The following is a 26,314-nucleotide window of genomic DNA, read 5'->3' as shown; positions in this document are numbered from 1 at the left end:
TCCGGGCATCGGGCGAGTGTGGAGGGCGTCCATACCTTCCCTCCGCCGGGTCTAACCGGTTCAGGTTCAACGGGTTTGCCATGCGGCATCTCAGCGTGGCGTCTGGCCATGCACCCCGAGGTAAGCGCGACCCTAGTGCCGCAGCCCGGCCCCATCAAGGCAAAACCGCTTGAGACAGGTCAAGCGCCCCGCTAGACCTGCCGCAAAGGAGTGCTGCACATGAGCATGAACAGCTTCGGCCATCTGTTCCGCGTGACCACCTGGGGCGAAAGCCACGGGCCTGCGTTGGGTGCCACCGTGGACGGTTGCCCGCCGGGTGTCGCGATCACCGAAAGCCTGATCCAGCATTGGCTGGACAAGCGCAAGCCGGGGCAGAACAAATACACGACACAGCGGCGCGAAGCGGACGAGGTGCGCATCCTGTCCGGCGTGTTCGAAGGACAGACAACCGGCACACCCGTGCAGCTGATGATCGAGAATACCGACCAGCGATCCAAGGATTACGGCGATATCGCCGAGAAATTCCGCCCCGGCCATGCCGATATCACCTATTGGCAGAAATACGGTGTACGAGACTATCGCGGCGGGGGGCGATCGTCGGCGCGCGAAACGGCGGCGCGGGTGGCGGCAGGCGGCCTTGCGCGGGCGGCACTTGCGACACTTGCACCCGAAGTGCAGATCACCGGCTACATGACGCAGATCGGCCCGCATGGGATCGACCGCGATCGGTTCGACTGGGACCAGATCGACCAGAACCCGTTCTGGACGCCTGATGCCGTGGCCGCCGCTGAATGGGCCGATTACCTGGATGGTCTGCGCAAGTCCGGCAATTCGGTCGGCGCGATCATCGAGGTGGTTGCGCGGGGTGTGCCTGCGGGGCTTGGGGCGCCGGTTTATGGCAAGTTAGACACTGATCTGGCCGCTGCGATGATGTCGATCAATGCTGTCAAAGGCGTGGAAATCGGCGAAGGGATGGCCGCCGCGATGCTGACCGGCGAAGAAAACGCCGATGAGATCTTCCTCGGGAATGATGGCAAGCCGGTCTATTCGTCCAACCATGCAGGCGGCATCCTTGGCGGGATCTCGACCGGGCAGGACATTGTCGTTCGCTTTGCGGTCAAGCCGACATCGTCGATCCTCAAAGCCAGACAGACGATCACCAAGGGCGGTCAGGCGGCCGAAATCATCACCAAGGGACGGCACGACCCTTGCGTCGGCATCCGCGCCGTTCCTGTGGGCGAGGCGATGATGGCCTGCGTGATCCTGGATCACATCCTGCTGCATCGCGGCCAGATCGGCGGCGCCGTCGGCGAGACGCGTGGCCGTATCGGCTGAACCTTGGGCGCGATCCTGACCATCACCTTTCCGATCTTCGCGCTGATCGGCATAGGGTATGGCGCCGTGCGTGCAGGGCTTTTTGCCGCTTCGGACATGAAGACGCTGGGCAAGTATGTCCTGAACATCGCCTTGCCTGCGCTGCTGTTCAACACGGTGGCGACACGCGATCTGAACGAGGTGCTGAACCTTGGATATGTGGTTGTCTTCGCACTGGCCGGATTGCTGACGATTGGCGTCACTTACCTGTGGTTCACCCTGCAAGGCACCGGGCCGGCGCGGCGCGCCATAGCGGTCATGGGATCGACCTGCCCGAATTCAGGCTTTGTGGGTTATCCGGTGATGCTGCTGGTGTTCCCCGATCTGGCGGGTGTCGTGCTGGCGCTGAACATGGTGGTCGAGAATTTTCTGCTGATCCCGCTTTGCCTGATCTTCCTTGAGGCGTCACGCGACCGACATGGCAAATCGCTGCTGCGGATCGCGGGGGGAATCATCCTGGGCGTCCTGCGCCGGCCCATGGTGATCGGGCTGATGCTGGGGCTGCTGGTGATGCTTTCGGGCCTGCCCGTACCGCAGATGATCACACGGTTGATGGAGGTACTGGCCACCTCTTCTTCCGCCATCGCGCTGTTCGTCATCGGCGGCTCGCTCGTGGGGTTGCCTGTCGTCGGGCAGCGGTCACTGGCGGCGCAGATCGTGGCAGGCAAGCTGCTGGTCAGCCCGGCGATGGCCGGGCTTGTCCTGCTTACGCTGCCCTTGATCGGCCTGCCGCTGCTGTCAGGCGACATGGCCGTTGCGGTGGTCCTGTCCATGGCCATGCCGATGTTCGGGATCTACACGCTTCTGGCCCAGGATTACGGGCATGAGGGCATCGCATCCATCGCGCTGCTGGGCGCGACAGCGGGCGCGTTCTTTACCCTCAGCGCGCTGCTGGCCATCCTGACCTGATCAGGAATTCGCCGCCTGCAGGGCCGTATCCATCAGCGCCTTGATCTCGGCCCGGCCGGTCTGCGCCACGATGCGGCCCAGTTCCTGATCACCACGCAGAACCACAAGGGTCGAGCGGCGGGGGATCTTCAGCTCCTGCACGATGTCAGAGCGGCCATATTCATCCCAGTCGACGTCGATGAAGGTGATCTTTTTCTCGTAATCCGGCGTTTCAGCCTTGAGGGCTGCCAGAACGCGTTCCTGCGCCTTGCACGTGCTGCACCAGCTGGCCTTGAAATCCAGAAACACGGTATCGCCAGCCGCCAGCCGTTCTTCCAGCAGTGCGGGCGTGTAAGGCAGACCCGCGGCGCGCACGGCAACCGGCAAGGCCAGTGTCACGGCAGTCGTCGATGTCAGGGCAATGAAATCTCGGCGGTTCATGGGAACTCCTTCGGGTTGATCAGGACAAGGTCAAATGGACACGGATAGATCGACAAGCCAGGCGGGCAGCGTCTGGATCAGCCAGGCGTCGATGATGTGATGTATGCGGAACAAGAGGGCCAGACCCACGGCCACGAAGACCCCGCCCATCAGGGGGCGCGCCTTCGCAGCAATGGCGCGCATCATGGCCTGACGCCGTTGCAGCGCAGACCGCGCCCCATAGCCAAGGCCCAGGATCAGGGTCGATACGCCAAGGGCAAAGGTCGCCATGATCGCGGTCGCCCAAAGCAGGCTTTCGCCCTGCGCCGCCAGCGATATGGCACCGCCAAGGGTCGGACCGATGCAGGGCGACCAGACCGCCCCCAAAAGCATCCCGCCCGCAAACTGCCCCTGAAGGCCGGCGGAACTGATCCGGTCCATCCGGGTGTCCGCGCCGCTGGCAAGCCCGGCTGTCGCCGTGGAAAAGGCCATGCCGAAGCGCGGCACAAGAAGGATCAGGCCAAACCCGATCATCAGGATGGCGCCGGCCTGTGCGATGATTTCCTCGGTGAGGCCAAGGGCAAATCCGAAGGCCGACACCGTGACCCCCAGAACCACGAAAGACAGGCTCATGCCTGCGGCCAGCGCAACCGGCCCAAGCGGGCTTGCCTGCAATGCCCCGGCCAGCACGATGGGCAGCACCGGCAGAACGCAGGGGTTGATCAGGGTCAGAAGCCCGGCCAGATATCCAAGGATCAATTCCATACCCGCGATCTAGACGGCTGTTGCCGTGCCTGTCATCACACGTTGCCTTCAACCACCATCACGAGAGCGTGGGGGTTTATGTCAAACCACGGGTTTCTGGCGTGACAACTGCACGGCAAGGATGCCTGCGGCAATGATGACCACACCCACGATATCAAGGATCCCCAGCGCCTCGCCCAGAAGAACAGCGGCGATGGCCACGCCGAAGAACGGGTTGAGGAAATGGAAGGTCGCGGCCTTGACCGCCCCGATCTGGTTGACCAGCGTGAACCAGACCCAGGTGGCCGCAAGACCGGGAACCAGTGTTGTATAAAGGAAGGCCACGACAAGCTTCCAGTTCAAGGTGACTTCGATCGTCTCGAACATGGCCGAACCTACGGCAAGAATGGCCGCGCCCACGAACATCTGCAGCCCCACGATCATCATCACGTTCCCGCCCGAGGATGCGCCCCGCACGGATAGCGTGGCGACGGTCAGCGCCGCGGCACCCAGAATGCACAGCATCAGACCGTAAAGATCGACCCCCGCATCCAGCCGCGCGCCCATGATCAGCCCCACGCCCAGGAACCCCAGAACAAGACCGATCAGACCAAGACGCGGCAGCCTTTCGCGAAAGATCGCCCAGCCGGCAAAGGCGACCATCAGCGGCATGGAAGATGCGATGATCGAGGCGACAGAGGCTTCGACCGTCTGCATCGCAACAAAGTTCAACCCCAGGTAAAGCGCGTTCTGGCAGACGCCGAAGATGATTGTCGCGCGCCATTGCGCGGGCGTCAGGCGGAAGGTCTGGCCCAGCGCCAGGGCAATGCCGACACCGATAAGACCTGACAGGAAGAAGCGCAGCGACAAAGACGCCAAAGGCGGTGCATAGGCGACGATGATCCGCGCCGAGGTGAAGGCCGACGACCACATCAGGGCAAACATCAACCCCATGGCGATTGCGCGAATATTCAAATCTGTTTCTGCCTGTCTGCCGGGTTGCCATGACACCCAAAGCAAAAGGGCCGCCACGAGGGCGACCCTTTCGGAAATTCGTCAGGGATGCAAGATCAGCCGTTCACGCTGTCCTTGAGTGCCTTCGCGATCGTCATCTTGACGACCTTGTCGGCATCCTTCTGCATCTGCTCGCCGGTCGCGGGGTTGCGAACCATGCGCGAGGGGCGCTCGCGGCAGTAGATCTTGCCGATACCGGGCAGGGTCACTGCGCCGCCGGCACCCACTTCACGGGTAATGATCGCAACAACAGCATCCAGCGCGCTGCCTGCGGTTTTCTTGTCTGCGCCCATTTCATCGGCCAGAGCGGCAACAAGCTGGGTCTTGGTCATCGGTTTTGCCATTTCTTGGTCTCCTTCAACTGCCCGATCTGTTGGGGCTCATTTGTTAGATTTAACTGTATCTCGTGTCTAAACACAACGAATAGTGGGTCAACACAAGATGAAAACGTGCGAATACCTGCATTTTTCACCCTGATAGCATGAAATCTCCGGGTTCAAAGGAAGGCTGTTTCGTCAAAACTACGCAATTTCCGGCTGTGGATACGCGCAAGCGGCATTTCCCGCAAGCGTTCCATGGCCCGAATACCGATCATCAGATGGCGTGACACCTGCGTGCGGTAGAAATCCGAGGCCATGCCGGGCAGCTTCAACTCGCCATGAAGGGGTTTGTCAGAGACGCACAGAAGCGTCCCATAGGGCACGCGGAAGCGAAACCCGTTGGCAGCGATCGTCGCACTTTCCATATCCAGCGCGATGGCCCGGCTCTGACTGAGGCGTTGCACCGGACCCGTCTGGTCGCGCAATTCCCAGTTGCGGTTGTCCACCGATGCGACGGTTCCCGTACGCATGACCCGCTTGAGATCGTAATCCTGCAGCTGCGTTTCCTCTGCCACGGCCTGCTGGAGAGCGATCTGGATCTCGGCCAGTGCCGGGATCGGCACCCAGACAGGCAAATCATCGTCCAGAACCTTGTCCTCCCGCAGATAGGCATGGGCCAGGACGAAATCCCCCAAGGATTGCGAGTTCCTGAGGCCCGCGCAATGGCCGACCATGATCCAGGCATGCGGGCGCAGCACCGCGATATGATCGGTGGCCGTCTTTGCATTCGAGGGGCCCACGCCGATATTGACAAGGGTGACACCCGATCCGTCCTGTCGCTTCAGATGGTAGGCCGGCATCTGCGGGACTTTTTCGACGATGGGCAAAGGCGTCAGGGGATCCGTGATCTCGACATTGCCGGTACTGACAAAACTGACATAGCCGCTTTCCGGATCGGCCAGCACCTTTCGGGCATAGGCCTCGAACTCCGAGACGTAGAACTGGTAGTTGGTGAACAGGACATGGTTCTGGAAATGGGCGGGATCGGTCGCAGTGTAATGGGCCAGCCTTGCCAGGGAATAATCCACCCGTTGCGCCGTAAACGCGGCCAGCGGCTCGGTCCCGTCAGGCGGCAACTTGTAGGTCCCATTCACGATGTCATCGTTCATCGTGTTCAGGTCCGGCACATCAAAGACATCGCGCAGGATGAAATCTGCCGCGCCCTCCTGCGGCACGGTCATGCCAGGGTCGTTGGCCACGGCGAAATGCACAGGGATCGGCGTTTCCGACAAACCGATCTGCACGGGCACGTCATGGTTCATCAGCAAAAGACCGATCTGCTGTTCAAGGTAGTTGCGGAACAGGTCGGGCCTGGTGATGCTTGTCGCATGCGCGCCAGGACGCGCGACATGGCCAAAGCTCAGGCGGCTGTCAACCTTGGCATGGCTGGTCGTGATGATCCGGATTTCGGGATAGAAGGCGCGATAGCGGCATCCGGGATGACCAGACTGCATCGTCTCTGCGAAGCGGTCGCACAGAAACCCTGTGGCACCGTTGTAGAGCGCGATCAGATGCGCAACGGCCATCTGCGGATCGGTAAAGGCCTGCGGCCCTGGCTGATCCGGTGTGATCAACGGCAAATCATCCTGTTTACGCATTACGGCTCGCCTGGTTGTGATGGGCCGCATTTCCGCGCCCCTCCCCCCACGTTGACACCCCGCCGGACAAGGATCAAGCTGCGACCGGGCGTCAAGCGAAGTCGTCGAAAATGATCGGGGTCGGCCATGGATCTTGGCAGCGTGAATGCACCGGATTTCGGCCGCAGCCTGTCAGGGCTGGGATTGAACCTGCTGGTCCGCGACGTGCCGCGACACGCCCAATTCCTGGCAGATGTCTTCGGGATGCAGGTGCACCGCGTCAGCCAGGATTTTGCAATCATCGCCTATCACGGTCAGCTTCTGCAACTGCATGCCGACGGAACCTATCATGCCAACCCGATGCTGTCGCTGTTGCCTGACTCCGGTCCACGCGGAACCGGGGCAGAACTGCGCCTTTTTCAGACCGATCCCGATGACGCGGCAGCGCGGACCGAAGCGGCTGGCGGCATGATACTGCAAGCGCCGACCGACAAACCCCACGGTCTGCGAGAGACCTTCATCATGGATCCCGATGGCTATGTCTGGGTCGCGTCGCGCCCTTTGCCACGGTGATCAGGCCGCATCGAAATCCAGCACCAGCCTGTCACTGGTCGGGCGCGCCTGACAGGCAAGGGTAAAGCCCGCCTCAAGCTCCCACGGCTCCAGCGAATAGTTCACGGCCATCTCGGCGCTGCCTTCGGCCACCTTGCAGCGGCAGGTGCAGCACATCCCGCCCTTGCAGGAATAGGGCAGTTCAAGCCCCTGACGTTCGGCCGCATCCACGACATTGTCGTCGCCCGCCTCGACGGTGAATTGGCGACGGGTTCCATCCAGCACGACCTCGACGGTCACACCCTGTGCGGCGGCCGCCTCTGCCGCGGCCGAGCGCGGCGCGCGCGGTGCTTCACCGGCCTGGAAGAACCGTTCGAAATGCACCCGATCCTTCGGGATGCCCTGCCCCTCCAGCATGGTTGCCACGTCATCTATCATGTCACCGGGGCCACACAGAAACACACCGTCAGCACCTTGCAGATCGACCGCGCCGGCACGCGCCAGGGCCGCAACCTTTTCACCGGTGATGCGGCCGTTCAGCAGGGCGACATCCTGCGGTTCACGGCTGAGGATGTGGATCATCGTGAAACGGTCAACATAGCGGTCCTTGAGGCCATCCAGCGCCTCGCGGAACATGATGGAGCCCGTATTGCGATTGCCATAGATCAACGTGACCTCGGCCCCGCGCGCCAAGGCGTCGGCGGCCATCGCCACCATGGGCGTGACGCCCGATCCTGCGGCGATCAGCACCAGACGCGCCTCGTCCTTGCACACAAAGCGCCCCTCTGGCGGCATGACCTGCATGTGATCCCCGGCCTTCAACCCCTGTGCAAAACCTGAGAATGCCCCGCCATCGACATGCTTGATGCCAACGGTCAGCGGCTTGCCCGGCAGGCTGGCGATGGAATAGGAGCGGCGGATATCCTGCCCCTCCACCGTGGCCCGCAGCGTCAGATACTGCCCCGGCACCCATGCGAAGGCGTCTGCCACAGCTTGCGGCACGTCAAAGGAAATCGCCACGGAGTCCGGCGTTTCGCGGTGAACCGCGCGTATGGTCAGATCGTGGAACATGGGCGTGGTCCTTCCGTGGTCAGATGCATTTGAAATAGTCGAAGGGCTCGGCGCAGGCGCGGCAACGGTAATGCGCCTTGCAGGCGGTCGAGCCGAACTCGCTCAGCTTCTCGGTATCGGAGCTGCCACATTTGGGGCAGGCAACCGTCACCTCGCCGAACAGGGAACGGATCGAGCCGGATGATTTGACAGGCGGGGCGATGCCATAGACGCGCAGCTTTTCGCGGCCTTCTTCGGTAATCCAGTCGGTAGTCCAGGGCGGGCTGAGAACACGCTCGATCCGCGCCTCGAAACCGGCATCGCGCAAGGCGGCCTCAACTGCCAGCTCGATCGCCAGAACAGCCGGGCAACCGGAATAGGTCGGGGTCACCCCGGCCACGGCCACACCATCTTCGACCCTGACCCAGCGCAATATGCCCAGATCGGCAACTGTCACGCAGGGCACTTCGGGGTCGGGAACGGCGGCTGCCGCCTCCCAGGCCGCATCAGCGCCACCCTGCAGGCACACAGTCACCAGCGGGCCCCCGGATGCGCGCGGTGAACGACCTGCATCTCGGCCAGCAGATGCCCCAGCGCCTCGTTATGGATGCCTTCGCGGCCCCCGCGCTGCGGATAGGCGGCCTTGGGTTGATCAAGAAAGGCCTCGGCAAAGACTTCTGCAACAGTCCGATCCCAGGCATCTCGCAGATCGGCGCGCACCGGCAGGATGCCGTGCGCCTCTGCCTCGCGCGCCACGTCGGAACTGTCGAACAGTTCATCCACATAGATGTGCAACGCCTCGACCGCGTCGCGCATCCGCGCGGCACTTTCCTCGGTTCCGTCACCCAGGCGGATCACCCATTCGCCCGCATGGCGGATGTGATAGGCCATTTCCTTTTCCGCCTTGCCCGCGACACCGCGCACGGTCTCATCCGTGCTTTTCAGGGCTGCCAGCCAATAGGGGCGCATGAAGGCCGCGAAATAGAACTGTCGCAGCATGGTCAGGGCGAAATCCTCGTTCGGGCGCTCCACCAGCAAGCAGTTGCGATACTCGCGCTCGTCGCGCAGATAGGCCAGGTCATCTTCGGACCGGCCCTTGCCTTCCAGCTTGCCCGCATGATCGTACAGCGTGCGCGCGGTACCGATCAGGTCCAGCCCCATGTTCGGCATGGCCAGATCTTCTTCCAGCATCGGCGCGTGACCGCACCATTCGCTGATCCGATGCCCCAGCACCAGATGATCGTCAGCCAGTTCCAGCAGCGCTTCCCAGACAGCCATCACATATGCCCCACGTCTTCAGGAATTTCGTAAAACGTCGGGTGGCGGTAGATCTTGTCGGCCGTCGGCTCGAAGTTTTCGGCGGTCTGGTCGGGATCGGATGCCGTGATCGCCGCTGACGGCACGACCCAGATCGAATTGCCCTCGCCGCGGCGGGTATAGACATCGCGGGCCGATTGCAGGGCCATCACCTCGTCAGCCGCATGCAGGCTGCCGACATGCTTGTGCGCCAGACCATTGCGCGGACGAATGAACACTTCCCAAAGCGGTGTTGTCGCAGTCATCGCCTGCTCCTTCTTCTTGCATGAAATATCCCGGGGGGGTCCCGCAGGGACGGGGGCAGCGCCCCCCTTGTTTCTTACTCGGCCGCGATCTTGCGGGCGCGGCGTTTCTCGGCGTGGGCAAGTGCGGCCTCGCGCACCCATGCGCCATCGTCCCATGCCTTCCTGCGGGCCTTGATCCGGTCCTTGGCCATCGGGCCATGACCCTTGACCACACGCCAGAACTCGTCCCAGTCGATGGGACCGTGATCATAGCCGCCCTTGTCCTCGTTCCACTTCAGGTCCGGGTCGGGAATCGTCAGGCCCAGGTATTCGGCTTGCGGCACGGTTGCGTCGATGAATTTCTGGCGCAGCTCATCATTGGTGAAGCGCTTGATCTTCCAGGCCATCGACTGATCGGAATGCTGGCTGTCCGCGTCATGCGGCCCGAACATCATCAGCGACGGCCACCACCAGCGGTTCAGACTGTCCTGCGCCATGGCCTTCTGTTCCGGGGTCCCCTGAGCCAGAGTCATCACGATTTCGTAGCCCTGGCGCTGGTGAAAGCTTTCTTCCTTGCACACGCGGATCATCGCCCGGGCATAGGGGCCGAAAGAGCAACGGCAGAGCGGGATCTGGTTCATGATCGCCGCACCATCCACCAGCCAGCCGATCGTGCCCATATCGGCCCAGCTGAGCGTGGGGTAGTTGAAGATCGAGGAGTACTTGGCCTTGCCGGACAGAAGTTCTTCGGTCATGTCCTCGCGGCTGACGCCCAGCGTCTCTGCGGCGGAGTAGAGGTAGAGGCCATGCCCCCCTTCATCCTGCACCTTGGCCAGAAGGGCCGCCTTGCGGCGCAGGCTCGGCGCGCGGGTGATCCAGTTGCCTTCCGGCAGCATGCCGACGATTTCGGAATGCGCGTGCTGGCCGATCTGGCGGATCAGCGTCCGGCGATAACCTTCCGGCATCTCGTCCTTGGGTTCGATCTTTTCCTCGGCATCGATGCGGCGCTGAAAGCGGGCCAGAAATTCGGGCGTTTCGTCGGTCCGGTTATCGGCCCCGATCAATCCTTGTGAATACATGGAAGGTTCCTCCGTTCGCTTCACATGTTATAAGTTACAAAATTTAAATCTCAAAGCACTTTTTGTAACACTTGCTTTCCTATTGCTTTCCGCAAGAGACAGACACATCTAACGCGCATGGAAAAAACGCTTTTGTCCTTTGGTCACGGCTATTCGGCCCGCGCGCTGGCGCGGCGGCTGGTGCCACAGGGCTGGACAGTGCTGGGGACCACGCGCAACCCGGACAAGGCGCGGACACTGAAAGCCGAAGGTGTCACCCCGATTCTCTGGCCGGACGGCGATCTGCGCGGCGCCCTGTCCAAAGCCAGCCATATTCTTTGTTCTGCCGGCCCCGAAGCCGAGGGAGACCCGGTTCTGGCGCTTTTGCGCGATCAGATCGCGCGCGCGGCGCCGCGTATCCAATGGGTCGGCTACCTGTCCACAACAGGGGTCTACGGGGATCATGACGGCGGCTGGGTCGACGAGGATACGGCTCTGACCCCATCGACACGGCGCGGTCAGATGCGAGTTGAGGCCGAACAGGCCTGGCAATCGATTCCCGGACTGCCCTTGCACATCTTCCGTCTGGCCGGGATCTATGGCCCCGGCCGTGGTCCCTTCGAAAAGGTCCGCAACGGCACCGCCCGGCGCATCATCAAGGCCGGGCAGGTCTTCAGCCGTATCCATGTCGATGATATCGCGCAGACGCTTGAGGCGTCGATCCATCGGCCCCGCCCCGGGGCAATCTATAATCTTTGCGATGATGATCCTGCCCCGCCGCAGGATGTGATCGGTTATGCGGCTGAACTGCTGGGGCTGCCGCTGCCGGACGAAGTGCCCTTCGATCAGGCCGACCTGACACCGATGGCGCGCAGTTTCTACGCGGAAAGCAAGCGGGTCAGGAACGACTTGATCAAGACGGAACTGGGCGTGTCCCTGCTTCATCCCGATTATCGTCACGGGCTGAAAGCCCTGCTGGCAGGAGAAACGGCGTGACACTCAATGCGCGCTTTCGTGGTTTGATCCGGAAGCCAAAGCCGGAAACGCCTCCATCCCTGACGAAACTTCTTGCCGCCATCCGACCGTCAGATGGCGAGGATAGCGTGACCCTGCGCGATATCCTTGCACGTATCGGCACACGATCCTTCGCGGCGACGCTGCTGGTGCTTGGCTTGCTGATGGTGTCACCGCTTTCGGCCATTCCTTTCCTGCCGTCGCTGGTCGCGGTCGTGATCCTGTTGATCGCGGGGCAGGCCCTGATCGGGCGGCATCACCTTTGGCTACCCGATGTCATCATGCGCCGCAGCATTTCGGCATCCAAGTTGGCGCGGGCCCTCGACAGCCTGGAAAGGCCCGCGGCCTGGATCGATGCACATCGCAGCGGGCGCTGGACCGCGCTGACGCAGCAGCCGATCTCGTTGCTTGCCTATCTGGTCATCATTGCCGTGGCGCTGACCTGGCCACCGCTGTCGCTTGTGCCGTTCTCGACCACGCTCAGCGCGGTCGGCCTTTCGCTTCTGGCGGCGGGACAGACCCTGCGCGACGGGATCTTCGTGATGCTGGGCTATACCTATCTGGGCCTGCTGGTGACCGGTGTCAGTGTCGCGTTGATGCGGGTGTTCTGACCGGGCGATTATCCGCGCCGCGCCAAAACCTCGACCCCAAGAACCTCAAGCACCTTCGCCTCGATATCGGGAGCATTGAGGCCCGCGGTGGCATACATGTCTTCAGGGCTGGCGTGATCAATGAAGGTGTCGGGCAGAACCATCGACCGGAACCGCAATCCGCTGTCGAAGACGCCCTCGTCGGACAGAAGCTGCGCCACATGGCTGCCGAAGCCACCCACGGCGCCTTCCTCGATGGTGATCAGCGCCTCGTGCTCGGCGGCCAGCGTCAGGATCAGGTCACGGTCCAGCGGCTTTGCAAAGCGGGCATCGGCCACAGTCGGAGTAATGCCGCGCGCGGACAGCGCCTCGCAGGCGCTCATCACCTCGGACAGACGGGTGCCGAACGACAGGATCGCGACGCGCGCGCCCTGTCGGATCATGCGACCCTTGCCGATTTCCAGCGGCTCACCGCGCTCGGGCATGTCAACGCCTGTCCCCTCGCCACGCGGGAAACGGAAGGCGATTGGCCCGTCATCATGCGCGGCGGCCGTCGCGACCATGTGCACCAGCTCCGCCTCATCCGCTGCGGCCATGACGACGAAACCGGGCAAATTGGCAAGGAATGCCACGTCAAAAGCCCCGGCATGTGTTGCCCCGTCCGCCCCCACAAGGCCGGCGCGGTCTATGGCAAAACGCACCGGCAGGCGCTGGATCGCCACGTCATGAACCACCTGATCGTAACCGCGTTGCAGGAAGGTGGAATACATCGCACAGAACGGACGCATCCCGCCTGCCGCCAGCGCGGCCGAGAAGGTCACGCCGTGCTGTTCGGCAATTCCCACGTCAAAGCAGCGCGATGGGTGCCGCTCGGCGAACAGGTTCAACCCGGTTCCATCGGGCATGGCCGCCGTGACCGCACAGATCCGGCTGTCGCGCGCGGCCTGATCCAGCAGCGCATGCGCGAAAACGGAAGTATAGCTGGGCGCGTTGGACGGGGCCTTTTTCTGCACCCCTGTCAGCACGTCGAACTTCGCCGTTGCATGTCCCTTGTCGCGCGCAGATTCGGCAGGGGCATAGCCCTTGCCCTTCTTGGTGATCACATGGATCAGCATCGGCCCGGTCGCGCGCGCCTTGACCGTCCGCAGGACCGGCAAAAGCTGGTCCAGATCATGCCCGTCGATCGGCCCAAGGTAGGAAAAGCCCAGCGCCTCGAACAGGGTGCCGCCGACGGTGAAGCCTTTCAGAAGGTCCTTGGCGCGCTTGGCCCCTTCGCGGAAGGGTGGCGGCAACAGGCTGACCGCGCCCTTGGCGGCAGCCTTGAATTCCTGGAACGGCTCGCCTGCGTAAAGACGGCTAAGGTACGAGGACAGCGCACCAACCGGCGGGGCGATCGACATTTCGTTGTCGTTGAGGATCACGAACAACCGCTTCTTCAGATGGCCTGCGTTGTTCATCGCCTCGAAGGCCATGCCTGCCGACATCGACCCGTCGCCGATCACGGCAATCGCATCGCCCAGCCCGCTGTCGATGGTGCCACCCAGATCCCGGGCCACGGCAAACCCCAGTGCGGCACTGATCGAGGTAGAGCTGTGCGCCGCTCCGAACGGGTCGTAGGGCGATTCCGACCTTTTGGTAAAACCGCTCAACCCGTCCTTCTGGCGCAGCGTACGGATACGCTCGCGCCGTCCGGTCAGGATCTTGTGCGGGTAGCATTGATGCCCCACGTCCCAGATCAGCTTGTCGCGCGGCGTGTCGAAAACCGCATGCAGCGCGACGGTCAACTCCACAACACCCAGGCCCGCCCCGAGATGGCCACCAGTGACCGACACGGCCGAGATCGTCTCGGCGCGCAGCTCATCCGCCAGCCGGTGCAATTCATCGTCCGAAAACCGCTTGAGGTCGGATGGCAGGTGAACCTGGTCCAGCAAAGGGGTCTGGGGTCTGTCGGTCATGCGTGACCCCTCCGGGGGTTCTGTCGTCTCAATTCTGGCGCGAGATAACGAACCGCGCCGCATCCCGCAAGTTTTCCGCCGCAGCGCCGTAAACAGATAGCGCATCGCAGGCGTCTTGCACCAAGGCTTCAGCGCGGCGTTTCGCCCCGTCCAGACCAAGATGGCTGACGAATGTGGCCTTGCCGGCCCTTGCGTCTTTCTGAAGCCGCTTTCCCGCCGCGGCCTCGTCTCCGGTCACGTCAAGGATGTCGTCCGCGATCTGAAAGGCAAGGCCAAGGGATTGCGCGTAGGATTTCAGGGGGTCGGTATCGGCCCGCGCCATGACAGGCCCGGCCATGGCGGACCAGCGGATCAGGGCGCCAGTCTTTCCGTTCTGAAGCGCGATGATCTGATCGAGGCTCAGGGGCTGGTCCGCGGTTTCCGCGGCAATGTCCAGGGCCTGCCCCAACACCATGCCCCGCGCGCCCGCCGCCTGTGCCATTCCCAGCACCAGATCGGCGCGCACCGCTGCATCAGGATGGCAGTCCGGGTGCGCCAGGCATTCGAAAGCCTGGGTCTGAAGGGCATCGCCAGTCAGCACGGCGGTTCCCTCATCCCATTTGACGTGAACGGTGGGCCGACCCCGGCGCAGATCGTCATCATCCATGCAAGGCAGATCATCATGCACAAGGCTGTAGGCATGGATCATCTCGATTGCCGCTGCCGGCCAGATGGCATTGGCCTGGTCGATACCGTGAAGCCGGGCGCTTTCCATGACCAGAAACGCGCGCAGACGCTTGCCGCCCTGGCAGGTATACCGCATCGCGTCGGCAATCTGCCCTTCTAGCGGGGCCATGACGGTGTCAAGATGCGTCTGCACCTGCATCGCCACTTCATCCAGTCGGGATCGAAACACTTACAGCCCTTCGACAGGTTTCAGCCCTGCGGGCTGACCATCGCCATCAAGGGTGATCGCGGCCACTTTCTCTTCGGCTTCCTTCAGCTTGGCCTCGCAGCGTTTCTTCAACTCGGCCCCGCGCTCGTAGAGGCGGATGGAATCGTCCAATGCAACGTCGCCGCGCTCAAGCTGGCTGACAACGCCTTCCAGCTCCTTCATCGCTTCTTCAAAGCTCATTTCGGCTACGGGCCTGTCGGTCATGCGCCTCTCTCCATCAACACGTCCACATGCGCGGCAACCGAAGCCGCAAGCGCGTCCAGATCATAGCCACCCTCCAGCGCCGATACAACGCGGCCCTGGCACATCTCGTCGGCCAGGTCGCACAGGCGCGCGGTGATCCATGCGAAATCCTCGGTTCGCCAGCGCAATTGGGCAAGGGGATCCGCCAGATGCGCGTCAAAACCGGCTGAAATCAGGATAAGTTCAGGTTTGAGCGCGCGCAGAACCGGAAAGACGCGCCCCTCATATGCGGCACGCATGGTGGCGCCGCCGCTGTCCGGTTCCAGCGGGATATTGAAGATCGTGTCATGGGCGCCACGCTCATCCTCGGCGCCTGTGCCGGGCCAGAGCGGCGACTGATGCGAGGAAAAGAAGACCGCGCGCGGCTCGTCCCAGAGCAGATCCTGCGTGCCGTTACCGTGATGCACATCGAAATCGACCACAGCGACACGCGACAGGCCGTAATGATCCAGCGCATGTTTTGCGGCAATCGCCACGGTGCCGAACAGACAGAACCCCATGGGCGTTTCCCGTTCCGCATGATGTCCGGGCGGGCGCGCGGCAACAAAGGCATTGCCAAGGTCACCTGCCATGACGGCATCCACCGCCGCGATGACGCCGCCGACCGCACGGCGCGCCGCCTCGACCGATCCGGGTGACATATGGGTATCGGCATCTAGTTGCCGCCAGCCGGTTGCCGGCTCTGCAGCAACGATATGGTCGATGTAGGACTGTGGATGGCAGCGCAACAGCGCCGCGTCATCCGCAATCGGGGCCTGGAACCTGACCAGCCCTGCAAAGCGTTCGTCCGACAAGGCGCGCTCTGCATAGGTCAGCCGCGCCACCTGCTCGGGATGGCCGGGCGGGGTCACATGGCCTGAAAAGGCTTCGTGTGTCCAAAGACCGGTGGTCATGTTCCACGTCTCCCGTTCATCGTTCCAGAAATACTCAAAATCGCCGCCATGCCTGTTCAGTCGGGAGCAAGCATATAGCCTGCCCCGCGCACCGTCTGAAGATAGCGCGGCTGTTTCGGATCCGCCTCGATCTTGCGGCGCAGGCGCGTGATCTGCACATCGACCGCGCGCTCCTGCGCCTGGTCACGATCGCGGCCCAGATCCTCGACCAGTTGCATCCGGCTCAGCGGCTCGCCCGGACGGCCGGAAAAGATCCGCATCAATTGCGCCTCGGTCGCGGTCAACCGGATCAGGCTGTCGCCCTGCCACATCTCGCCGCGTTCGATGTCATACCTCACGGCCCCCATCTGCAGCACCTTGGGTGCGGTGTTGACCGGCGCGGCTTCAGGCATCCGGCGCAGGATCGCGTTGATCCTGAGCAAGAGTTCCTTGGGCTCGAAAGGCTTGGCCAGATAGTCATCAGCCCCGGCCTCAAGCCCGGCGATCCGGTCGGATGTCTCGCCCTTGGCGGTCAGCAACAATATGGGCGTCTGCCGGGTCTCTCGCAGGGCGCGGGTCAGGCTGACGCCGTCTTCGCCCGGCATCATGACGTCCAGTACGATCAGGTCGAAATCCAACCCCGAAAGAATGCGCCGGGCATGCGCGGCATCACGCGCGGCCGACACCATGAACCCGTGCCGCATCAGGAATTTCTGAAGCAGGCCGCGGATGCGTTCATCGTCATCGACGATCAGCAGATGGGAATCCTGTCGGCTCATGTCCCGCTATCCCGCAAAGCTTGATACTTGCGGCGCAGATCGCCATCCATCATCGCCTCCAGAACCTGCCGGAAACCCGCCACGGCCTGCGGACCCGCCGCACGATAGGCCGAACGCATGCGCGCCCGCTGTGCGTCGGACAGCTTGCGCTCCAGCGCCTCGCCGGCTTCGGTCAGGTAGAGGTGACGCTCGCGCTTGTCGGTTTTTCCGACCTTGCTTTCGACCAGCCCATCCTCGACCAATGTACGCAGGACCCGGTTCAGCGATTGCTTGGTCACTCCCAGAAGAACCAGAAGATTGTTCACCGTGGTGCCGGGCGCGCGATTGATGAAATGGATGGCGCGGTGATGGGCCCGGCCATAGGCCATGCCCGCCAGGATCCGGTCCGGATCCGCCGTGAAACCACGGTAGGCGAAGAACATCGCCTCGATCCCCTGGCGCAACTGTTCATCCGTGAGAAACAGCAGAGATTCACCGCCCGGTGCGTCCGACATCATGCCTCCCCCCTCCGGTTCAGTATGGTAATGTTCCGTGACGCGCGTCAGCCCGTATGGACAGACTGCCTCGGATAGGGGCAGTTTAAGTCAGTCTTGTTGACATTCCAAGATGTAACTGGTAGCGAATCGCAGTTTCCACGCAACTTTATGTCCGAACCGGACATTTTGAACGCAATATTCGCAAAGCACGCGACGCAGGGAGTGACCGATGGCTGCATATGATGACCGCGATGGCAAGATCTGGATGGATGGCAAACTGGTAGACTGGCGGTCCGCCAATGTGCACATCCTGACCCATGCGATGCATTACGCCAGCTCGGTCTTCGAGGGCGAGCGGTGCTACAACGGCAAGATCTTCAAGAGCCGTGAACATTCGGAACGCCTGCACTTTTCGGCAAGCTGCCTGGATTTCCAGATCCCTTTCTCCGTGGATGAAATCGAAGCCGCGAAGAAAGCGACGCTTGAGGCCAACGGCCTGACAGATGCCTATGTGCGCCCGGTGGCGTGGCGCGGTGCCGGTGAAGACATGGGCGTGTCTTCGGCCCGCAACCCTGTGCATCTGGCCATCGCGGTCTGGGGCTGGGGCAACTACTATGGGGATGCCAAGATGAAGGGCGCCAAGCTTGACATCTCAAAATGGAAACGCCCCTCGCCCGAGACCATTCCCGTCCATGCCAAGGCCGCCGGTCTTTACATGATCTGCACCACCTCCAAGCACACCGCCGAAGCCAAGGGCTGTTCGGACGCGCTGTTCATGGATTACCGCGGCTATGTTGCCGAAGCGACCGGCGCCAACATCTTCTTCGTCAAGGATGGTGAGGTGCATACGCCGCTTGCCGATTGTTTCCTGAACGGGCTGACGCGCCAGACCGTGATCGGGATGCTCAAGGACAAGGGCATCACCGTGCACGAGCGTCACATCATGCCCGAGGAAATGGAAGGCTTCCAGCAATGCTGGCTGACCGGCACCGCCGCCGAAGTGACCCCCGTGGGCCAGATCGGCAGCTACAATTTCGAAGTCGGCGCTCTCACCCGCGATATCGCGGAAAGCTACGAAAAGCTGGTTCGCAGCTGATCTTCGGATGTGATCAAACGCAGGGGGCCGCGACCGCGCGGCCCCTTTCGCATTTCAGAAATCAATGCCGCGCTGCGCCTTGATCCCGGCCTGATAGGGATGCTTGACCTCGCGCATCTCGCTGACCAGATCCGCATAGTCACAAAGGGCCTGGGGCGCATCCCGCCCTGTCAGGATCACCCCAGAACGGGGGTGGCGCGCGTCAAGCCCTGCAATGACGGCCTCGGGCGTCAGGTAGTCATAGCGCAGCGCGATATTGACCTCGTCCAGGACAACCAGATCGAAATCACCGCTTTCCATCATGGTACGGGCCTTGGCAAAAGCCGCCTCGGCAGCGGCGATATCACGGTCACGGTCCTGCGTATCCCAGGTGAAGCCCTCACCCATCGTAGCCCAGGTCACGCCGCCCAACTTGTCGAAGAACTGCTTCTCGCCGGTAACCCATGTGCCCTTGATGAACTGGACCACGCCCACGGATTGACCCCAGCCCAGCGCCCGTATCACCACCCCGAATGCAGAACTGGACTTGCCCTTGCCATCGCCAGTGTGCACCAGCACCAGCCCGCGGGCGGGATCGCCTGCCTCCGCGATCTTTTCGCGCTGTGCCTTTTGCAGCGCCTTCATCTCGGCATTATGCTTTTCCGCGTCGGACATGCGCGCCCCTTTCCTGCTTCTTCTTGCCAAAAATATCCAGATGCACCGTTGCAGCCGGCGCAGGTGTCAGCGAGGTTTCATGGCCCGCTGCAACTTGGCCATGCCACCGATCCAGCGGTCGTAATTCTCGACCTTGGCGCGCATATAATCCGCAACGGCGGGATGGGGAAGGATCACGAAACGCTCGGCCCGGATGCCTTCGATCGCGGCATTGGCGACGGTCTCGACGCTCAGCACCCCATCGCCCAGTTGCGGGCCTTCGGGGATACCTTCCAGCATCGGGGTCGCCACACCTTGCGGACACAGCATCGAGACGCGGATGCCATCATCGCGATGCCCGATGGCCAGGCTTTCCGCAAAGCCGACAGCGGCGTGTTTCGTGGTTGAATAAACGGCAGATCCGACTTGCGACAGCAGGCCTGCCGCCGAAATCGTATGCAGGAAATACCCGCCGCCCCGCGCCTTCATCCGCGGGATCAGAACCCGAGCGGCATGGACATGGGCCATGACATTGACCGCCCAGGCCCGGTCCCAGACCGCAGGATCGGCAAAAGCGATATTGTCGAATGTCGTATCCATCCCGGTGGCGATCCCGGCGTTGGAGCACATGATGTCGACGGGGCCATGCACTGCTTCGACGTGGTCGATCATGGTCGCGATCTGGATCGGGTCGGATACATCGCACAAAAGGGCCTCATCGACACCCGTCGGGGTATCACCCGGCAGGCGCAGGTCGGCGATCACAACCCGCGCCGCGCCGGCAGTTTTCAGCGCCCGCGCCAGTGCAAGGCCGATCCCCTGCGCGCCGCCGGTGACAAGCGCGACCTTGCCGGCAATGTCCATGCGATCAGCCCGGGCTCATACCGCGCAGGCGTTCGGACCGGCGCCGCAGCAATTCGACCGTGGTCAGAAGCGCGACCGAGATCACGACAAGGATCGTCGCCACGGCGAGGATCGTCGGGCTGATCTGTTCGCGCAGACCGATGAACATCTGCCAGGGCAGCGTCTTCTGGCCCGCAGAGCCGACCAGCAGCACCACCACGACCTCGTCGAACGAGGTGATGAAAGCAAAGAGGCCGCCGGAGATCACACCCGGCAGGATCAAGGGCATCTGAACCCGGAAAAAGGTCGTGACCGGATTTGCGCCCATATTGGCCGCAGCCCGCGTCAGCGAGGTATCAAAGCTGGACAGCGTCGCCGTCACGGTGATGATCACGAAGGGAATACCCAGGGCCGCATGTGCAAGGACGACACCGGCATAGGTGCCCTGCAGTCCGAATTCCGTGATTCCGAATGGGCGCGAGTAGAAAAAGAACATCCCGGCCGACGTGATGATCAGCGGCACGATCATCGGGGAAATCAGCAGCGCGGTGATCTGCTTGCGATAGGGCACATGCGGCTGGGTCAGACCAATGGCCGCAAGCGTGCCAAGGGACACCGCAAGCAGCGTCGCCAACGGTGCGATGATCAGCGAGTTGGTGAAAGCCTGAAGCCAGGAATAGTCACCATTCGCGCCCATGAAGTCCTGGTAATGCTTGAGCGAATAACCGTCCGGATCAAGGCGCAACATCGCGGGCGTGAAGGTAAAGAAGTTCTCGGCGTTGAACGACAACGGGATGATGATCAGGATCGGGAAGATCAGGTAAAAGAACACCAGGCCGCAGATCACGCGGAACGTGTAGTACCAGATCCGCTGTCCGGTCGTGGCATAGGTCGGAAGTTTGGATGCCATGTCTTTTATCCCAGCTTCACGTTGTCGACGCCGACAAGCTTGTCATAGACGTAGTAGAGGATCAGGACCACGACCAGCATCAGCGTACCAAGCGCGGCTGCAAGCCCCCAGTTGCCAGATACGGCAAACTGGAAATAGATCCGGTTCGAGATGAACGTACCATCGGCGCCGCCCACCAGTTCAGGGGTGATGAAATAGCCCACGGCCAGAATGAACACCAAAAGCGCCCCGGCCCCGATTCCGGCAGTCGTCTGCGGGAAATACACCCGCCAGAACGCGGTCCAGTTCGACGCGCCCAGCGATTTGGCGGCGCGCAGATAGGTGGGGGGGATCGTCTTCATCACGGAATAAAGCGGCAGGATCATGAACGGCAGCAGGATATGCGTCATCGCGATGATCACGCCCAACTGGTTGTTGATCAGGGACAGCCGTTCGGTAAAGCCAAGCGCGATCCAGAAATTGTTGATGACACCCTGTTCCTGCAGCAGGATCTTCCAGGCCGATGTCCGCACAAGCAGCGAGGTCCAGAAAGGCAAAAGCACCAGGATCAGCAACAGGTTCGATGTTCGCAAGGGCAAGTCGGCCAGCAACCAGGCGACAGGATAGCCCAGGGCAAGCGTGCAGAAGGTGATCAGCAGGCTCAGGCCAAGCGTCCGCAACATCAGCTTTTGATAGATGCGTTGATCGGGGTCTTTCATGCTGATGCCGTCAATGCCGCGCTGCGCGTCGAAAGCGGCCAGGAAGTAGCTGCTGGTGTAATAGCCAGAGTTGGACTTGATCGCGGCCCAGTATTCGACGTTGCCCCAGTCCTTGTCGATATCCAGGAACTTCTCCTTGAAGGGGCCATCCGTTTCGATGTCCCAGCGGGACGCGGGGCGACCCGACTTGCGGAACAGGGATGAAAACCCCGGCGCCTCATAGTTGAAGCGGCGCCCCAATTGCGTGTGGGTCTTGTTCTCGAACGCTGCGGCCATGTCGATGGCCATGGCCCTGTAGACGGCTTCCGGGGGGGCTTCGCCGCTCTTGGGGTCCCAGTCCTGAATTGCAGCCACGACATTGGGTATCAGATCCGGGATATAATCCGTGCCAGCAGTGTTCTGAACCGAGCGCATCAGCATGGATCCGATCGGCGCCACGAAGGTCACAAGTACGAAAAGCAGCAAGGGCGCGATCAACACCAGGGCACGGATCTTCTGCTTGCGGAGCGCCTTGTTCAGGCTCTGCTTCAGCGGTGTGCCGTCGGCTGCAAGAACCGGACCGTCAAGCGTGGTATCGGACATGTTTTTCCCTGTCGCTACGTCTGGCACCTACTCGCGGTGCATTTGCTGGCCTTGGCAAAACCGGCATGTGTCGGTTTGGCGAAGGCCCCGCGCGGTCATTCCGCGCGGGAAGGTGAAAGGGGCGGGTACGCCCCTTTCGTCATGTCACCGCATTACTGCAGCAGCCATGCCTGGAACTGTGCGTCCAGGTCATCGCGGTAGCTTGCCCACCATTCGAAGTTGAACAGGAAGGTGTTGACCGCATTGGCCGGATCGGTCGGCATATGGGGGGCCATATCGACACCCAGTTCAGCGTGCTTGCCAACCAGCGGTGCGGAGGACGCGCGCGCCGGACCGTAAGAGATATAGGCGGCCTGATCAGCCAGACGCTGGGTATCGGTCGCGAACTTCACGAAATCCAGGGCGCGTGCCAGACGATCTTCGGGCAGGCCGGCGGGAATGATCCAGCCGTCCAGATCGAACATCTGCCAATCCCAGAGCATGCCGATGGGCTGGTTCTGCTCGACGATCGCCGAGAACAGGCGACCGTTGTAGGTCGAACCCATCACCACTTCGCCATCCGCCAGAAGCTGCGGTGTTTCCGCACCAGCCGACCACCAGATGGTCTCATCCTTGATCGTACCCAGCTTTGCCAGGGCGCGATCGACGCCTTCCTGGGTTTCCAGGGTTTCGTAGACATCTTCGATTGCGACGCCGTCACAGATCAGCGCCCATTCCATGTTGCCGATCGGACGCTTTTCCAGCGAACGCTTGCCGGGGAATTTCGCGGTATCGAAGATATCGCAAATATTGCTCGGCGCTTCGGACAGCAGGTCGGTGCGATAGCCGAAAGTGGTCGAGAAGACGATCTGCGGAATGAAGCAGTCACCCACCAGCGTATTTCCGAAATCCTCGGAGGCCGGGGTCCCATCGGGGGCCGCCGCCAGCATCGTGTCGGGATCGATCTCCAGCGCGAGGCCTTCGTCGCACAGACGCAGGCCATCAGCGGCGGTCACATCGACAAGGTCCCACGTGATGTTGCCGGCTTCGGACATCGCACGCAGCTTTGTCACGGCTTCGGCAGAGCTTTCGTCAGTGATGACGTTCAGCCCGGGGTTATTGGCCACATAGGGTTCGATATAAGCTTTGACCTGGCTGTTCTGATAGGCACCGCCCCAGGATACAACCGTCATGCTGTCTGCCATGTTCCCCTGTGCCAGCGCAGCTGCGGCGACCAGGGTAGCCCCTGTGGCCAGAAGAGTTGTCTTGAGTTTCATTCTACACTCCTTGTTAAAACCCGTTTTTCTGTTCGCCGATGTCCACGGGCTGGACAAAGGCGCCTTTCCTGCGCTCAGGCGTCGAGCGCACGGCAATCTTCGGGCAACCAGCCGATGTCAATCTGCTGTCCCGGTTTCAAGCGCACCTGGTCGGGTGCGTTTCTCGTCTTGACGACGAATTCGTCATTCCCGGCGACGCGCAACCGCGTCCGGAAAATGTCACCCATATAGATGAACTCCAACACTTCGGCCTTGAGCGTATGCGCGCCGGGCTGAAGGCGTTCCTTGTTGAATTCCACCCGCTCGGGCCGAATGGACACGCGCGTCCGCTCACCCGGCTTCGTGACATTGACTGGCTTGGCGTCGATCACTTCGCCCCCGTCCAGCCTGACGATGCATGTATCGCCCTTGATCTCCTGAACGACGCCTTCCATCGTGTTGTTCTCGCCGATGAACTGCGCGACAAAACTGTTCTGCGGCTGTTCGTAAAGGACATCCGGCGGCGCAAGCTGCTGGATGCGCCCATCGTCGAAAACCGCCACGCGGTCGGACATGGTCAGCGCCTCGGTCTGGTCGTGGGTCACATAGACAGTGGTGATCCCCAGATCATGGGCCAGGCGCGTGATTTCGAATTGCAGTGTTTCGCGCAGCTGCTTGTCCAGCGCGCCCAGCGGCTCGTCCATCAGAACCAGTTCGGGTTCGAAGACAAGGGCGCGGGCCAGAGCGATACGCTGCTGCTGCCCACCCGACAATTGCGCCGGTCGGCGGCCGCCGAACTTGCCCATCTGCACCATGTCCAGCGCGCGGCGCACCTTTTCCTCGCGTTCGGATTTGCCGATGTTGCGGACCTCGAGCGGGAAGGCCAGGTTTTCGGCAACGGTCATATGCGGAAACAGGGCGTAGTTCTGAAAGACCATTCCGATGCCGCGCTTGTGCGGCGGGATGTTGTTGATCGGCTTGCCATCCAGAAGGATCTCGCCGTGGGTTGCCGTCTCGAACCCGGCCAGCATCATCAGGCATGTCGTCTTGCCCGACCCTGATGGCCCCAGCATGGTCAGGAACTCACCCTTGGGCATGGTCAGGTTCAGGTCTTTGACGACCAGTGTTTCACCATCGTAGCTTTTCTGAACGCGCTCAAAAGCTACGAACGCGTCGTTCGCACTTGATCCAGCCAATGTCGGCTCCCCGTTTGTTGTTCCTGCGCGATCTCCGCCACGCATTTACCCATGACTAAAACGCGCCGCCCTGTAGGTTGCAACCCTTTTGCTGTGTGAAACCGCCAAATCCCGAATTGACAGGCCAAACGGCCAGCATAAGGGAAAAATTCAGGACATATTCCCGACATTAGTGTCAGGACAGCGCCTCGGAAATAGACTTTGCCGTTTTTTCCACCACTTCGTCCGCCTGCGCACGGGTCAGGCAGAAAGGCGGTGCGAATCCCAGGATGTCACCTTGGGGCATCGCGCGCGCGATCACGCCATGGCCCAGAAGGGCGGATGCGATACGGGGTCCGACCTTCTCGGAAGGATCAAAGAATTTCCGTGTGTCACGATCCCGGACCAACTCGACCGCGCAGAGCATCCCTTCGCCACGAACCTCGCCGACATGCGGATGTTCGGCCAGCGCCGCACGCATCTGGGCGTTGAGGTAATTGCCGACATCGCCTGCGTTCTGCACCAGATTGAGGTCATCCAGCAGTTTCAGGTTGGCCACACCCGCTGCGGCACCGACCGGATGCGCGGAATAGGTCCAGCCATGGCCGATCGGGCCATTCTCATCCGTGCCCTGCTCCAGAACCTTCCACATACGATCCCCGACAATGGAACCCGACAGAGGCGCATAGGCCGAGGTCAGGCCCTTGGCGATGGTGATCAGATCCGGCTCGATCCCGTAGTGATCAGACCCGAACATGGTGCCAAGACGGCCGAAACCCGTCACGACCTCATCGGCAACCAGCAGGATGTCGTGCTTGCGCAGGACCTTCTGGATCGCTGGCCAGTAGCCTTCGGGCGGCGGCACGATCCCGCCAGTGCCAAGCACGGGCTCTCCGATGAAGGCGGCGATGGTATCGGCGCCTTCGCGTTCGATCAGAGCCTCAAGCTCCGCCACCAGATGGGCGGTGAACTGCGCCTCGGTCATGTCGTCCTTCGGCCTGCGGAAGTAGTAGGGCGCCTCGGTATGAATGACCTGCGCCAAGGGCAGGTCGAATTTCTTGTGGAACAGCTCCAGGCCGGTCAATGATCCTGTCACCAGGCCAGATCCGTGATAACCGCGCCACCGGCTGATGATCTTCTTCTTCCTGGGGCGTCCCAGGATGTTGTTGTAATACCAGATCAGCTTGACGTTGGTTTCATTGGCATCCGAACCGGAAAGTCCGAAATAGACCTTGGACATGCCCTTGGGCGCGCGATCCAGGATCATCTTGGACAGCGTGATGCTGGCCTCGGTCCCATGACCGACATAGGCGTGGTAATAGGCCAGCTCGCGCGCCTGATCGGCAATCGCCTCGGCGATTTCCTGGCGGCCATAGCCGACGTTCACGCAATAAAGCCCCGCGAAGGCATCCAGCAGGCGCGTGCCGTCACGGTCTGTGATGTGGCATCCCTCTGCGGTCTTGATGATCCGCTGCGCGACATTGCCGCGCGCGAACTCGGCCAGATGAGTCGAGGGATGAAAGAAATTATCGCGGTCCCATTGGGCCAGTTGATCATTCGTCAGCATCGGCGGCGTCCTTCGGCAGTCATTTCAAAATCCAAGTTGTGCACAACCTTTATGCGCCAACGTCCAAGGTCAACCATACATCCTATAAATTTAAGGGATTTCCTAAATGCGACA

At 61.7% G+C, this 26,314-nt stretch carries 28 protein-coding genes, 1 pseudogene and 1 riboswitch; of the genes and pseudogenes, 6 read left to right on the top strand and 23 right to left on the bottom strand.

Annotated features, from left to right (window positions below):
- Positions 1-20: 20 nt before the first annotated feature.
- A riboswitch (TPP riboswitch) is annotated at positions 21-128 on the bottom strand.
- 91 nt (positions 129-219) lie between these two features.
- Together aroC and ACFQ3C_RS11530 are read left to right on the top strand one after the other, a co-directional pair.
- Complete coding sequence (gene aroC, locus ACFQ3C_RS11535; RefSeq protein WP_380791847.1) at positions 220-1,335, top strand: chorismate synthase; 1,116 nt, start codon at positions 220-222, stop codon at positions 1,333-1,335.
- Between the two features lie 3 nt (positions 1,336-1,338).
- The gene (locus ACFQ3C_RS11530) at positions 1,339-2,283 is read left to right on the top strand and encodes an AEC family transporter (RefSeq protein WP_380791845.1); all 945 of its coding nucleotides are present in this window, start codon (positions 1,339-1,341) and stop codon (positions 2,281-2,283) included.
- Here the strand turns inward: ACFQ3C_RS11530 and ACFQ3C_RS11525 are convergent, their stop codons facing one another.
- The 5 genes from ACFQ3C_RS11525 to ACFQ3C_RS11505 form a co-directional block, all read right to left on the bottom strand.
- Entirely contained in the window at positions 2,284-2,703 is a 420-nt protein-coding gene (locus ACFQ3C_RS11525; RefSeq protein ID WP_380791843.1) for a thioredoxin family protein, read from the bottom strand. It lies immediately after the preceding gene.
- Between the two features lie 30 nt (positions 2,704-2,733).
- A complete protein-coding gene (locus ACFQ3C_RS11520) occupies positions 2,734-3,447 on the bottom strand; it encodes a cytochrome c biogenesis CcdA family protein (protein WP_380791841.1) in 714 nt (237 codons plus the stop codon).
- Positions 3,448-3,528: 81 nt separating this feature from the next.
- The gene (locus tag ACFQ3C_RS11515) at positions 3,529-4,401 is read right to left on the bottom strand and encodes a DMT family transporter (RefSeq protein ID WP_380791839.1); all 873 of its coding nucleotides are present in this window, start codon (positions 4,399-4,401) and stop codon (positions 3,529-3,531) included.
- A gap of 95 nt (positions 4,402-4,496) precedes the next feature.
- Positions 4,497-4,784, bottom strand: coding sequence for an HU family DNA-binding protein (locus tag ACFQ3C_RS11510; RefSeq protein WP_068288221.1), 288 nt, complete (start codon positions 4,782-4,784; stop codon positions 4,497-4,499).
- 152 nt (positions 4,785-4,936) lie between these two features.
- Positions 4,937-6,418 carry an AMP nucleosidase gene (locus ACFQ3C_RS11505; RefSeq protein ID WP_380791837.1) on the bottom strand — a complete coding sequence of 494 codons (1,482 nt, stop codon included), beginning with the start codon at positions 6,416-6,418 and terminating at the stop codon, positions 4,937-4,939.
- Between the two features lie 126 nt (positions 6,419-6,544).
- On the opposite strand from ACFQ3C_RS11505, the gene ACFQ3C_RS11500 reads away from it, so the two are divergent.
- Positions 6,545-6,970 (top strand): VOC family protein, encoded by a 426-nt coding sequence (locus tag ACFQ3C_RS11500; RefSeq protein WP_380791835.1) that lies wholly within the window; start codon positions 6,545-6,547, stop codon positions 6,968-6,970.
- Here ACFQ3C_RS11500 and ACFQ3C_RS11495 read toward each other — a convergent pair whose 3' ends face one another.
- The 5 genes from ACFQ3C_RS11495 to paaA form a co-directional block, all read right to left on the bottom strand.
- Positions 6,971-8,020 (bottom strand): 2Fe-2S iron-sulfur cluster-binding protein, encoded by a 1,050-nt coding sequence (locus ACFQ3C_RS11495; RefSeq protein WP_380791833.1) that lies wholly within the window; start codon positions 8,018-8,020, stop codon positions 6,971-6,973.
- Positions 8,021-8,039: 19 nt separating this feature from the next.
- Positions 8,040-8,534: a 1,2-phenylacetyl-CoA epoxidase subunit PaaD gene (gene paaD / locus ACFQ3C_RS11490; protein ID WP_380791831.1), complete on the bottom strand. Its 495-nt coding sequence runs from the start codon at positions 8,532-8,534 to the stop codon at positions 8,040-8,042.
- Positions 8,531-9,277 (bottom strand): 1,2-phenylacetyl-CoA epoxidase subunit PaaC, encoded by a 747-nt coding sequence (paaC, locus tag ACFQ3C_RS11485; protein ID WP_380791829.1) that lies wholly within the window; start codon positions 9,275-9,277, stop codon positions 8,531-8,533. Before paaC ends, paaD begins: the two co-directional genes overlap by 4 nt.
- Entirely contained in the window at positions 9,277-9,561 is a 285-nt protein-coding gene (paaB, locus tag ACFQ3C_RS11480; RefSeq protein ID WP_380791827.1) for a 1,2-phenylacetyl-CoA epoxidase subunit PaaB, read from the bottom strand. The genes paaC and paaB overlap by 1 nt, the downstream gene beginning before the upstream one ends.
- Before the next feature lie 74 nt (positions 9,562-9,635).
- Positions 9,636-10,619, bottom strand: a complete 984-nt coding sequence (paaA, locus tag ACFQ3C_RS11475; RefSeq protein ID WP_380791825.1) for a 1,2-phenylacetyl-CoA epoxidase subunit PaaA — start codon at positions 10,617-10,619, stop codon at positions 9,636-9,638.
- Between the two features lie 117 nt (positions 10,620-10,736).
- On the opposite strand from paaA, the gene ACFQ3C_RS11470 reads away from it, so the two are divergent.
- Both ACFQ3C_RS11470 and ACFQ3C_RS11465 read left to right on the top strand, forming a co-directional pair.
- Complete coding sequence (locus ACFQ3C_RS11470; RefSeq protein ID WP_380791823.1) at positions 10,737-11,594, top strand: SDR family oxidoreductase; 858 nt, start codon at positions 10,737-10,739, stop codon at positions 11,592-11,594.
- The gene (locus tag ACFQ3C_RS11465; protein WP_380791821.1) at positions 11,591-12,223 is read left to right on the top strand and encodes an exopolysaccharide biosynthesis protein; all 633 of its coding nucleotides are present in this window, start codon (positions 11,591-11,593) and stop codon (positions 12,221-12,223) included. Before ACFQ3C_RS11470 ends, ACFQ3C_RS11465 begins: the two co-directional genes overlap by 4 nt.
- 8 nt (positions 12,224-12,231) lie before the next feature.
- On the opposite strand, the gene dxs is transcribed toward ACFQ3C_RS11465, so the two are convergent.
- The 6 genes from dxs to ACFQ3C_RS11435 are packed head-to-tail and all read right to left on the bottom strand — an operon-like array spanning position 12,232 to position 17,479.
- Positions 12,232-14,157 carry a 1-deoxy-D-xylulose-5-phosphate synthase gene (dxs, locus tag ACFQ3C_RS11460; RefSeq protein ID WP_380791819.1) on the bottom strand — a complete coding sequence of 642 codons (1,926 nt, stop codon included), beginning with the start codon at positions 14,155-14,157 and terminating at the stop codon, positions 12,232-12,234.
- 28 nt (positions 14,158-14,185) lie between these two features.
- Complete coding sequence (locus ACFQ3C_RS11455) at positions 14,186-15,052, bottom strand: polyprenyl synthetase family protein (protein ID WP_380791817.1); 867 nt, start codon at positions 15,050-15,052, stop codon at positions 14,186-14,188.
- Positions 15,053-15,295 (bottom strand): exodeoxyribonuclease VII small subunit, encoded by a 243-nt coding sequence (locus ACFQ3C_RS11450; RefSeq protein WP_068288251.1) that lies wholly within the window; start codon positions 15,293-15,295, stop codon positions 15,053-15,055.
- Complete coding sequence (locus tag ACFQ3C_RS11445) at positions 15,292-16,227, bottom strand: histone deacetylase family protein (protein ID WP_380791812.1); 936 nt, start codon at positions 16,225-16,227, stop codon at positions 15,292-15,294. The genes ACFQ3C_RS11450 and ACFQ3C_RS11445 overlap by 4 nt, the downstream gene beginning before the upstream one ends.
- Positions 16,228-16,283: 56 nt before the next feature.
- Positions 16,284-16,985: a response regulator gene (locus ACFQ3C_RS11440; RefSeq protein WP_380791807.1), complete on the bottom strand. Its 702-nt coding sequence runs from the start codon at positions 16,983-16,985 to the stop codon at positions 16,284-16,286.
- The gene (locus ACFQ3C_RS11435) at positions 16,982-17,479 is read right to left on the bottom strand and encodes a MarR family winged helix-turn-helix transcriptional regulator (RefSeq protein WP_380791805.1); all 498 of its coding nucleotides are present in this window, start codon (positions 17,477-17,479) and stop codon (positions 16,982-16,984) included. Before ACFQ3C_RS11435 ends, ACFQ3C_RS11440 begins: the two co-directional genes overlap by 4 nt.
- Before the next feature lie 211 nt (positions 17,480-17,690).
- Between ACFQ3C_RS11435 and ACFQ3C_RS11430 the strand changes: the two genes are divergently transcribed.
- Complete coding sequence (locus tag ACFQ3C_RS11430) at positions 17,691-18,557, top strand: branched-chain amino acid aminotransferase (protein WP_380791803.1); 867 nt, start codon at positions 17,691-17,693, stop codon at positions 18,555-18,557.
- 54 nt (positions 18,558-18,611) lie between these two features.
- Here the strand turns inward: ACFQ3C_RS11430 and cobO are convergent, their stop codons facing one another.
- The 7 genes and pseudogenes from cobO to ACFQ3C_RS11395 all read right to left on the bottom strand — a co-directional run bounded on the left by cobO (position 18,612) and on the right by ACFQ3C_RS11395 (position 26,200).
- Entirely contained in the window at positions 18,612-19,211 is a 600-nt protein-coding gene (gene cobO / locus ACFQ3C_RS11425) for a cob(I)yrinic acid a,c-diamide adenosyltransferase (RefSeq protein ID WP_380791801.1), read from the bottom strand.
- A 66-nt stretch (positions 19,212-19,277) separates the two neighbouring features.
- The gene (locus tag ACFQ3C_RS11420) at positions 19,278-20,054 is read right to left on the bottom strand and encodes an SDR family oxidoreductase (protein ID WP_380791799.1); all 777 of its coding nucleotides are present in this window, start codon (positions 20,052-20,054) and stop codon (positions 19,278-19,280) included.
- 4 nt (positions 20,055-20,058) lie between these two features.
- A pseudogene (locus ACFQ3C_RS11415) lies at positions 20,059-20,931 on the bottom strand (ABC transporter permease); the annotation flags it as partial.
- Between the two features lie 17 nt (positions 20,932-20,948).
- A complete protein-coding gene (locus tag ACFQ3C_RS11410; RefSeq protein ID WP_380791797.1) occupies positions 20,949-22,223 on the bottom strand; it encodes an ABC transporter permease in 1,275 nt (424 codons plus the stop codon).
- A 152-nt stretch (positions 22,224-22,375) separates the two neighbouring features.
- The gene (locus ACFQ3C_RS11405; RefSeq protein ID WP_380791795.1) at positions 22,376-23,479 is read right to left on the bottom strand and encodes an extracellular solute-binding protein; all 1,104 of its coding nucleotides are present in this window, start codon (positions 23,477-23,479) and stop codon (positions 22,376-22,378) included.
- A gap of 74 nt (positions 23,480-23,553) precedes the next feature.
- Positions 23,554-24,699 carry an ABC transporter ATP-binding protein gene (locus ACFQ3C_RS11400; protein ID WP_380791793.1) on the bottom strand — a complete coding sequence of 382 codons (1,146 nt, stop codon included), beginning with the start codon at positions 24,697-24,699 and terminating at the stop codon, positions 23,554-23,556.
- A gap of 130 nt (positions 24,700-24,829) precedes the next feature.
- Positions 24,830-26,200 carry an aspartate aminotransferase family protein gene (locus ACFQ3C_RS11395; RefSeq protein WP_380791791.1) on the bottom strand — a complete coding sequence of 457 codons (1,371 nt, stop codon included), beginning with the start codon at positions 26,198-26,200 and terminating at the stop codon, positions 24,830-24,832.
- Positions 26,201-26,314 lie beyond the last annotated feature (114 nt).

It is taken from the genome of Seohaeicola saemankumensis (assembly GCF_042678485.1).
Taxonomy (GTDB): Bacteria; Pseudomonadota; Alphaproteobacteria; order Rhodobacterales; family Rhodobacteraceae; genus Seohaeicola; species Seohaeicola saemankumensis.
The sequence above is the reverse complement of the archived record's forward strand: the minus strand, read 5'-3'. Positions and strand labels throughout refer to the sequence as shown.